The sequence below is a fragment of the Actinomadura physcomitrii genome, assembly GCF_008923205.2.
Lineage (GTDB): Bacteria > Actinomycetota > Actinomycetes > Streptosporangiales > Streptosporangiaceae > Spirillospora > Spirillospora physcomitrii.
Genome location: NZ_WBMS02000073.1, coordinates 20,153 through 27,710 on the forward strand (window position 1 = coordinate 20,153; position 7,558 = coordinate 27,710).

A 7,558-nucleotide genomic window follows, 5' to 3' on the forward strand; every position below is an offset into this window, starting at 1 on the left:
AGGAACACGAGTGACGGTCTGGTGCGGCGGGGACCGGGTTGGACGTCTCGTCCAGGGGCCCGCGCCGCCCGCCGGTGATCTCGGCTGGCCCCCTTAAGCACCGCGATCGCGCCTGAATTGGCCGAGGCGCCGGCAGAGATTGCCAAGACTTGATGCCCGCCGCCCAGCGCTTTCTCGGTGCGGCCGGCGGCTCATGCCTTGTCCGGTCGGGCATGCGGTGCTGCTCGCCGCAGCCTCCCCGGAGAGGTCCCAGTAAAGGATGGGCTGGCGTTCCTGACCGAACCGTGGCGATGGCGGCCGGCCAAAATCAGCCGCCCGGCGGTGCTTAAGGGGGCACGGGGATCGGGTGGCCGTCACGGGTCATCCAGCGCATGAATCACACACCGTCGAACCCGAACCGCTCAACGAGCAGCGGCAACACCAGCCCTGCCGGACGGCGCAGAATGGTCCCGCTGACCGTCTGGCTGTGCTCGGATGCTCACGGCGAAGAACTGCAACCTGGACCGAGTACCCGCTCTACCAAGGCGAAGTCCACCACCACGCTCTGCGTATTTCACCGCCAGAGCGTCGGGCGGGAACTGGCTCAGCACCTGGTCAGCACCTGCACCCGCGAAGGTGACATGGTCGTTGAGGGCTTCACGACCAGCGAGGCCGTACTGGTGGCGGCGGCCGAACTCGACCGGCGCGGCATCGCGCTGGTCCCGCACTTTCCGCTCGCCCAGCACATCGGCACCCGGCTTCGCGCCACCCTGGACCAGCAGCAACTGGCGCGGGTGCAGATGCGTCCGGTCCGGCCCGACCAGATGGCCAGGGGACTGGCCGACCATCTCGGCGATGTCTCGTTGGTGATCGCCGCTCCACCGCCATATGAGACGGGCGGCCACAACTCGAGGCGAGTTTCGGGAATGGGCTGCCCGGCGTGCCGGGCGGACCTGTGGATGCTCTCCAGCGAGCAGCTCGGGCTGTTCCTGGCCGCGGCGTGGCGGGTGTTGGCTCCCGGCGGCGTCCTTGCGGTCACCACGACCGCCCGCCAGCAGGCCGGGCGGCTAATCGATCCGGCGCCGCGCATCATCCGGCACGCCCAGCGCCTGGGATTCCGGTACGCCCAGCACGTCATCGCACTGCGCGTTCCGGTCGAGGGCGACGCCCTGGTCGTGCAGGCCGGCCCCACCGACCTCGCCCAACTTCGCGACTCCCGCTCCGGCGCACTGCCGCCCACGGTCGCCGTCCACGCCACGGTCTCCCTTTTCAATAAGCCGCCGAGTCCCGAAGGCACCGGCGGCTCGCCCAGTGGGAGGGCTCGATGAACCACGACGAGCTCTCGCGTCGCGAGTTCCTGGCGACGGTGCTGGCGACCGGGCAGCGGCCGTCCAGGCTGCAGCGCCAGGGCCGCTACACGTCCGAGTCGATGCGGCACCCCGGCAAGATGCTGCCCGCCATCGCCGCCACGGTCATCGACGCCTTCACCCGCCCTGGCGACTTGGTGGTGGATCCGATGTGCGGGATCGGCACCACCCTGGTCGAAGCGATCCACCTCGGCCGGGACGCCGCCGGTATGGAATACGAACCCGACTTCGTCCACCTCACTGTGAACAACCTGCGCCACGCCCACGCCCAAGGCGCTACCGGCACGCCTCAAGTCGCCTGCGGCGACGCCCGTAACATCGCCACCGTCTACCGGGGCCTTCGCGGCAAGGCGGCGCTCGTGCTCACCTCGCCGCCTTACGGCTCCCAGACGCACGGACACATTCGCTCTGGGCGCGACAACGGCGGCGGCAAGGTCCACAAGAGCAACCACCGCTACTCCACCGACCGAGGCAACCTCGCTCACCAGCCCCTACCCGGCCTCTTGGACGGATTCGGCCACATTCTCGCCGGCAGCGCCACCCTGCTTCGGCCTGGCGGCATCATCGCCATCACCGTCCGCCCGATCCGCATCAAAGGCGAACTCCTCGACCTGCCCGGGCAGGTCGTCGACACCGCGCAGCAGCACGGCTTGGCCCTCATCGGTCGCTACGTCGCGCTCCTGGCCGGACTCCGCAACGGCGCCCTGGTCAACCGGGCTTCCTTCTTCCAGATGCTCGAGACCCGTCGCGCCCGCGAACGCGGCATCCCCGCCTGCGCGTCCGCCCACGAGGACCTCCTCCTTCTCCAGCGAGTCACCGACCTGCCGGGGAGCCACCAGTGACCCCTCAGCGGCGCGGCCGAAGCCTGAAAGCAGACCGAGTTCTGGAGATGCTGGCCTGGCTCCAACTGGGCCTGTGCGGCCGCTGCGGACGCGCCCGCTACGACAGCCGCCGCAGCGCCCGCCGCGCCGCCCGCATTGCCGCACCCGGCATCCGCCTGCGCGCCTACCAATGCGGAGACGCCTGGCACCTGACCACGCCCGCTGGCCGCCCACAGTTCATCGCGCTGCCCGTCACGCTCTCTGGAACCCGGACCAGGGCCGGCCTTGACCTCCGTGGTCGAGGCAAGCGCTCATACCGGAACCGCCGCCGACCGGCCACCGACCGCGAGAGCGGACGGTGACCGAGACCGGCAGCGGGCAGCCGCGCCCGGCCGTGCCGGACGAGCCTCGAAGACTCGCCACCGGCGCGGCCGGTCGCGGCGGTAGGCGCAGACAGGAGACGGCGCCACGGTTCGTCTGGACCGTGGCTGCCGCTGAAGGTGACGTTGCCGAAGCGCTGGAACGCGCGCAGGCGAGGTCGATCATGGAGGTACTGGAATGGGTGCAGGGCAGACGGGGCCGGTTCCCCTCGACGTGCTCGGATCGGGTTCCCGAACGACCAGACGGCGAAGGCTGACCGGTCCGGGAGTCGGCCGGAGCAGCTCGCTCGGGCCGCTCCGGCTGGCGTTCGCAGGTCGGACGTCCACCGAGGACCAGCAGGACCCGACTCTGTCGATCCCCCGGCAGCTCAACAGCTGCCGGACGGTCCTTCCTGACCAGGCCGTGATCGTGGCGCACTTCTACGACATCGAATCGGGAAGGAAGGCTCTGGCTCTGCGGGGCCGTGGACGGGGGCACGAGCAGTTCTCGATCCCCGTGCCCCGCGACGGAGGAATCCAGGATCTCCTGGAGGAGGCTTCACGGCCCGACCGCAGATTCGATGCCGTGATCTGCGAATCGATCGACCGGATCTCTCGCCGCACCTATATCGGCACTTTGATCGAGAACACTCTCGAAGAGGCCGGGGTTCTGCTTCTGGCAGCCGACGAGCCGATTGTTCTCAACGGCAAACGCGCCTCGCAGGTGCTGACGCGACGAGTGAAGCAAGGTGTCGCTGAATGGTATGTGCTGGAGCTGCTGGAGAAATCTTGGGGCGGCTTCGAGGCGCACACCGATCAGGGATACAACGTCGGCAAACCGCCTTACGGTTTCACCGCGGAGAAGATTCCTCATCCGGTGCCCGCCAAAAGAGCGGAGGGGGCCTCGAAGCACACCCTGGTCCCCGACCCCGCCCAGGGGCCGGTCGTGGTCCGCATCTACGAGTTGCGGATCGGAGAGCGCCTGGGCTATGCGGCGATCGCCGACCGGCTCAACCGCGACTTGGGCGCCCACCCCCCGCCCGTGCCCGTCGACCCGACGCGAGCGGTGGGCCGCTGGACGGCCTCATCGGTACGGGACGTTCTGGTGAATCCCAAGAACACCGGCTACATGGTCTGGAACCGCAGGGCCAGCAAGACCGACGGCGGGCGGCACAACCCGCCCGAATCCTGGGTCTGGTCGAGCCGGCCGACTCATAAACCCCTAGTCAGTATCGATACCTTCGTCGCCGCTCAACAGGTCGCGGGCGCCCGGGAGCGCTCCCGCAGCCGACCCGGCAAGAACATCGCTCACCCGGCGACCCAGCGCTCCTACCGCCTGCGCTCCTACATCAAGTGTGCGATCTGCGGTAGGCGCATGTTCGGTAAGACCCGTAAGGAACACGCCTACATGGCGTGCCAACCCCCTACTGGCTACAAGCAGGAGGGACATCCGAAAAGCGTGTGGGTTCGAGAAGATCGCCTTCTGCGGGGAATCAACGATTTCTTCGCTGCGAATGTTTTCGGTGCGGGCCGCAAGGCGCGGTTGGAGACCCGCCTGCTCAAGGCGCAGGAGCAAAGCGTCCAGGAATGGCAGGACAGAACCGAAGCGCTGCGCCGGGAGATCGACGGCATCGAAGCGCGCAGGACCCGTCTGCTCCGCAGGCTCGAACACCTCGAGGACGACGACGAGGACTTGTTCTCCAGCATCCGTGAACGCTCGGCCACCCTGTCGGCCGAGCGGAACGCCAAGCTCGCCGAGCTGGCACGGGTCGAGCAGCAACGGCCGCCCCGCCTCTGCGCGGAGTTGCTCGAGGCTCTCCCGGAGGGGGAAGTGGATCTCGCCGAGGTACCCGAGCCGGTCCTCTGGCGGCTGTTCGAGGCATTCCGCCTGGAGATCCGCTACGACAAGCGGACCGACACCGCCGACTGCCGCATCACGCTCACCGGCGCGGCTATCGACATGCTGGGCGCGGCCGCTGCGGAAGCGCTGCCGGAAGGTACGATGAGACCTCCCGCTACCACGCCACATTCCTATCTGTCAAGCGCCCCCGGCAGGATTCGAACCTGCGACACCCGCTTTAGGAGGGTGATTTCCGCCGTGCGGCCTAGATCGGCCGCGGCCGGTTTCGTAGCGTCTACGCAGGTCAGAGGCCATTTCTCATGTGGTCTCGTGTGGTGTCGTGAAGTGCACGGAGCGGCCGGTTGTGCCATCACCGTGCCATCACGGCACGCCTCCCGCGGCCCCCCGATCCGGGTCCGGCGCGCCCTCGAGCGCGCCCGCCGCCCGAACATGAGGCGGCCCCGGACGCGGCGAGTGGAGCGCCGGCCGGGGCCTTGATCGGAACGGAGCTCCGACCCGTGAAGAACCTACCGGCCGACATCGGCCCATACGAGACCGAGCAGCAGGCGGCCGACACATGCAGGGACGCCTACGGGCACCCGCACGTCCCCGGCCACATGCGCGCGACGAACCGCGCCCGGCTCACCGACGCGTGCGAGGCTGCCGGGGTCGAGCTCGGCGCGTACGACATGCACGTCCTGGAATGGATGACCAGGTGGGAGCCGGAGGTGTGCGCGGTCGTCGTCGGCCTGGTCCTGCGCGGCGCCGGGGAGGCCCGGTGACCGCGCCTTGCCCGCCGTGGTGCGACGGCACGCACGCCCCGCTGTACGCCTGCTGTGGTGAGGCGGGCGACCGCGACCACTTCCGCGAGATCGGCCGAGTGGACGGCGGGGACGCTCAGGTCGTCGTCGGCCTGGTCGCGTCCACCGACCCGACCGGGCGCCCGTTCGGCCCGTGCATCGATGTCCTGTACCTCGAGCCGGACCCCGGGAACGGGGAGCCGGCCGAGCTGCTCGGCGCCGAGCTTCACCTGTCCCCGGCCGAGGCCGCCGCGCTCGCGCAGCTGCTCGTCCGGGCGGCCGAGGCGCTGGCCGTGGGGCGGGCCGCGTGACCGCGGGCGACCGGATCATCAGGGCGACCACCGCGGCGACCGTCATCGGCGTGGGCGCCATCGCCGCGGTGGTGTCGTACCGGCACGCGCTCGAGGTCGTCCGCGACCACGGCGAGACCGGCGTCACGGCCGAGCTCGTCCCGCTGACGGTTGACGGCCTGGTCTACGTCGCGTCCATGGTGCTGCTGGACGCGGCCCGCCGCCGCCACCAGGCGCCCGCCCTGGCGCGCGTCGCGCTCGGTCTGGGTATCGGGGCGACCGTGGCCGTGAACGTCCTGCACGGCATCGCACACGGCCCCGTGGGCGCCGCGATCGCGGCGTGGCCCGCCGTCACGCTGGTGGTCGTGGTCGAGCTGCTCATGGGGATGATCCGGCGCGGCCGCGCCGCCGGCGCCGTCGACGGGCGTACGTCGGGCGGGCGGCCGCTGGTGTGGTGGCCGGTCCCGCCGGTACCGGTCGGGCGCCCTGTCGCGAGCGCTCTCGAGCCGGACGGGCCGCAGGTCAACGGCGAGGCGGGCGAGGCCTCGGCCGAGGCCGATCCGGCGATGGTCGCGAGCGCTCGCGACCGGTTCGGCGAGATGCTCGCCAACGGTGATCTCCCGTCCGTGCGGGCGATCCGGCGGGAGTTGCGGGTCGGGCACCCGCGCGCGGTCGCGGTCCGGTCGGCGCTCGCCAACGGCCACGGCCTGGACGGCGCCGGCCCCGCCTAGACCCGTCCGAGGGGGGTGCGAGACCTCGGACGGGGGGTGCGATGTTCCTCGGGGGGTGGCCCGTTTCCTCGGGCCCCCTCCGAGGACGTCCTCGGGTGGCTGATCTGCGGCCTAGTGGCCCTCGGGTGCCTCGTACGGGCAGGGCCCGAAACCCGAAACCGTGCAGGTGGGGCGGGAAACCGGGGGCGAAACCGGTTTCGGGTCGAGACGGAACCGGTTTCGCCCGTCAGCCGTCCGCCGGCGGCCGCCCGGCTTGCGAGCGCAGGCCGCTGATCTGGCGCACGCGGCGCGCCTCGAGCTCGGCGTCAGCTTCCGCCAGGCGCTCGATCTCGTCCGGCGTCCCGTGCCGCTTCACCGTCCGCCGGATGTGCGCGTTCAGGTCCTCGGCCCGCGTGCGGCCGAGGCGCTCGCACACCGCGGCGTAGGCCTCCCATGCGCCGTCCGCGACGCGGAACTGCCGCGGTTTGGTCTGGTCTGCCTCGCCCATCGTGCGTCCCTTCCTCGTGTCCCGTGTAGCTACGGACGGATTGTAGGCCCGTTCCCCTTGTGTAGCTACGTACTGAGTGGCTAGTATGTAGCTACACACAGGGCAGGGGAACGGAGCGGGACATGGCGAAGCACCAGGGCGAGACGGCGACCTGCAAGCGGTGCCGCGCGACTCTCCGCAGCGCCGCCAGCGTCGCCCGCGGCATGGGCCCGACCTGCGCCCGCCTGGACCGTCAGGAGCGCGCCGCCCGCGCCGCCGGGTTCAAGCCGAGCGCCATCGACAAGGCCCGTCAGCTCATCGCGGACCGCGCGATCGTCCCGCTGCGCGGCCGCCGCGTCTTCGCCGTCGTCAGCTCGAGCGGCACCGACCGGTGCCTGACCGCCCCCCAGACCTGCAACTGCCCGGCCGGCCTGAAGGCCCGCCACGCCTGCTACCACCGCGCCGCCGCCACCATGCTCGCGGCCTGACCCACGGAAGGACGACATGACGACGACCACCGCGCCGACCCTCGCGGACGCGCTCGAGGCCATGGCCCGCGCCGAGCTGGACGAGGACGCGCCCGTGCCCGCGATCACGCGGGCCGTGGAAGCGCTCACGCCGCACCTGGACGCCGAGCGCCGCGACCTGTGGTGGTGGGAGCTCAAGCGCTGCCTCACGCGCGCCGACGACGCGCAGGGCGGCCCCGCGTGGGACGAGACCGGCGTCGACTGGCCCGAGCGCGCGGCCGAGGCCCTGGACGTCCTGACCGGCACCGCCAACTAGATGAATGAGTCCAAGGAGTGTCGTTGCAGTCAGTGATCATAGGCAGTCAGTGACCGCTTGATCGACTGTCCGGTCTTGTCGTTGTGCCATATCGCCGCTGTGAGAGCGAGGATCCGGCACAG

The 7,558-nt window shown here is 70.7% G+C and carries 9 protein-coding genes; 8 read left to right on the plus strand and 1 reads right to left on the minus strand.

All coding sequences use genetic code 11. The features are described from left to right. The first annotated feature begins 620 nt into the window (after window positions 1–620). The 6 genes from F8568_RS45125 (at window position 621) to F8568_RS45150 (ending at window position 6,187) form a co-directional block, all read left to right on the plus strand. Window positions 621–1,307, plus strand: coding sequence for a hypothetical protein (locus tag F8568_RS45125; protein ID WP_151600333.1), 687 nt, complete (start codon window positions 621–623; stop codon window positions 1,305–1,307). Further along, window positions 1,304–2,188, plus strand: coding sequence for a TRM11 family SAM-dependent methyltransferase (locus tag F8568_RS45130; protein WP_151600335.1), 885 nt, complete (start codon window positions 1,304–1,306; stop codon window positions 2,186–2,188). The genes F8568_RS45125 and F8568_RS45130 overlap by 4 nt, the downstream gene beginning before the upstream one ends. A gap of 537 nt (window positions 2,189–2,725) precedes the next feature. Continuing rightward, a complete protein-coding gene (locus tag F8568_RS45135; RefSeq protein WP_151600337.1) occupies window positions 2,726–4,864 on the plus strand; it encodes a recombinase family protein in 2,139 nt (712 codons plus the stop codon). A 20-nt stretch (window positions 4,865–4,884) separates the two neighbouring features. Then, a complete protein-coding gene (locus F8568_RS45140) occupies window positions 4,885–5,148 on the plus strand; it encodes a hypothetical protein (protein WP_151600339.1) in 264 nt (87 codons plus the stop codon). Next, window positions 5,145–5,477 carry a hypothetical protein gene (locus F8568_RS45145; protein ID WP_160574011.1) on the plus strand — a complete coding sequence of 111 codons (333 nt, stop codon included), beginning with the start codon at window positions 5,145–5,147 and terminating at the stop codon, window positions 5,475–5,477. The genes F8568_RS45140 and F8568_RS45145 overlap by 4 nt, the downstream gene beginning before the upstream one ends. Then, window positions 5,474–6,187, plus strand: a complete 714-nt coding sequence (locus tag F8568_RS45150) for a DUF2637 domain-containing protein (RefSeq protein ID WP_160574012.1) — start codon at window positions 5,474–5,476, stop codon at window positions 6,185–6,187. Before F8568_RS45145 ends, F8568_RS45150 begins: the two co-directional genes overlap by 4 nt. A 226-nt stretch (window positions 6,188–6,413) precedes the next feature. On the opposite strand, the gene F8568_RS45155 is transcribed toward F8568_RS45150, so the two are convergent. After that, window positions 6,414–6,674, minus strand: coding sequence for a hypothetical protein (locus F8568_RS45155; RefSeq protein WP_151600343.1), 261 nt, complete (start codon window positions 6,672–6,674; stop codon window positions 6,414–6,416). 122 nt (window positions 6,675–6,796) lie between these two features. Between F8568_RS45155 and F8568_RS47465 the strand changes: the two genes are divergently transcribed. After that, complete coding sequence (locus F8568_RS47465; protein ID WP_151600345.1) at window positions 6,797–7,141, plus strand: DUF6011 domain-containing protein; 345 nt, start codon at window positions 6,797–6,799, stop codon at window positions 7,139–7,141. 16 nt (window positions 7,142–7,157) lie between these two features. Further along, window positions 7,158–7,436 (plus strand): hypothetical protein, encoded by a 279-nt coding sequence (locus tag F8568_RS45160; RefSeq protein WP_151600347.1) that lies wholly within the window; start codon window positions 7,158–7,160, stop codon window positions 7,434–7,436. Window positions 7,437–7,558: the final 122 nt, after the last annotated feature.

Excerpts from the sequence above, each read along its gene's own strand:
- F8568_RS45125 (WP_151600333.1), top strand. The coding sequence starts at position 621 with ATGGTCGTTGAGGGCTTCACGACCAGCGAGGCCGTACTGGTGGCGGCG.
- F8568_RS45130 (WP_151600335.1), top strand. The coding sequence starts at position 1,304 with ATGAACCACGACGAGCTCTCGCGTCGCGAGTTCCTGGCGACGGTGCTG.
- F8568_RS45135 (WP_151600337.1), top strand. The coding sequence starts at position 2,726 with ATGGGTGCAGGGCAGACGGGGCCGGTTCCCCTCGACGTGCTCGGATCG.
- F8568_RS45155 (WP_151600343.1), bottom strand. The coding sequence starts at position 6,674 with ATGGGCGAGGCAGACCAGACCAAACCGCGGCAGTTCCGCGTCGCGGAC.
- F8568_RS47465 (WP_151600345.1), top strand. The coding sequence starts at position 6,797 with ATGGCGAAGCACCAGGGCGAGACGGCGACCTGCAAGCGGTGCCGCGCG.
- F8568_RS45160 (WP_151600347.1), top strand. The coding sequence starts at position 7,158 with ATGACGACGACCACCGCGCCGACCCTCGCGGACGCGCTCGAGGCCATG.